Raw genomic sequence first — 1396 nt, forward strand, 5'->3', positions numbered from 1 at the left:
CTTGGCTTTGGCGAAGTTCTGGTAGAAGCCGGCTCAACACTTGCTTCAGCCTTCCTGAAGGATGACTTGGTGGATGAAATCGTCCTCTACCAAGCACCGAAACTGTTAGGCGCAGGCAAACCTCTTTTCTCCCTCCCTGAAAATCCGGCCGCCCTACTTTCAGACGGCCCTTGGCAAAGTCAATCGGTAGAAATCATCGGGCAGGACATTAAATGGGTTCTCCGAAAAAAAATCCGTCTAATTGCCTCAACTTAATAATTAAACCATTGTAAATAGAATATATCTATCATTTATATAGCAATAAATGTAATTTTTTCGTCAATATATTATAATGACTTTAGCGTATTCCAATTTAAAACTTTGACTTAAGTTAACTATCCTCAAGCCGATTGTCGACAAATTTTCCTTTTTTTCATCACGAAATAATGGATTATTAAGATAAGTTAAGCCACGAAAATTTATTAAAAGTTTTTATTCTAGAAGGGTTTTAAACGGCATAAACGGTAGTTTCATTTCATGAATCATACATTTGACAAAACAATATCTAAAATCAAAACATGTGGTTGAATGTAATTTCTAAAAATTAAGCATTCAAAAATACCGTTTCCATACCATAGAGGCCGCCTGAACGACCGTTAAACTTTTTTGATTGAGACGAATCAGATAAGTGCTTATGATTTTGTCTAATGTAATTATAAGTATGGTTTTAAGGCTTCACACGATACGGCAGCCGGCTATGGCTATGCGGTTGCAGCAAACAACTCAGGCATCGGGCAAACACTCCCGATTTACTCATTCATTACACGAAAGACATCATGAAAAACATTACGATACAAAAATTTGCCGATAAGACCGCAAAAATCGGCATCGTTGGCTTAGGCTACGTCGGTTTACCACTGATGTTGCGCTATGTGGATATCGGTTACCAAGTTTTGGGTTTCGACATTGACACCAACAAAGTCGACAAGCTCAACAAAGGCGAAAGCTACATCGAGCATATCCCTTCCGACAAAATTGCCGCTGCTTCCAACAGCCTGTTTGAAGCAACGACAGACTTCTCCCGCATCGGCGAAGTAGAAGCCGTCATTTTGTGCGTACCGACTCCGCTGAACAAATACCGCGAGCCGGACATGAGCTTTGTGATCGACACTACCGATGCGGTAAAACCTTACCTGCGCGCCGGCCAAGTGCTGTCTTTGGAATCCACTACCTACCCCGGTACTACCGAAGAAGAATTGCTGCCGCGCATGGAAGAAGGCGGCTTGAAAGTCGGTCAAGACGTGTTCTTGGTTTACTCTCCTGAGCGTGAAGACCCGGGTAACCCTAACTTTGAAACCCGTACCATTCCAAAAGTCATCGGCGGCCATACCCCTGCTTGTTTGGAAGTCGGCCTGGC

At 42.8% G+C, this 1396-nt stretch carries 2 protein-coding genes; both read left to right on the forward strand.

All coding sequences use genetic code 11. The features are described 5' to 3' along the window. Positions 1-255 (forward strand): RibD family protein (locus tag ACTHS3_RS07715; protein WP_440367590.1); only part of this gene is annotated, 255 nt, incomplete at its 5' end. Between the two features lie 560 nt (positions 256-815). Further along, on the forward strand, positions 816-1396 hold a 581-nt coding region (locus ACTHS3_RS07720), incomplete at its 3' end, for a nucleotide sugar dehydrogenase (protein ID WP_440367592.1).

The sequence above is a fragment of the Neisseria sp. P0009.S007 genome (assembly GCF_051962515.1).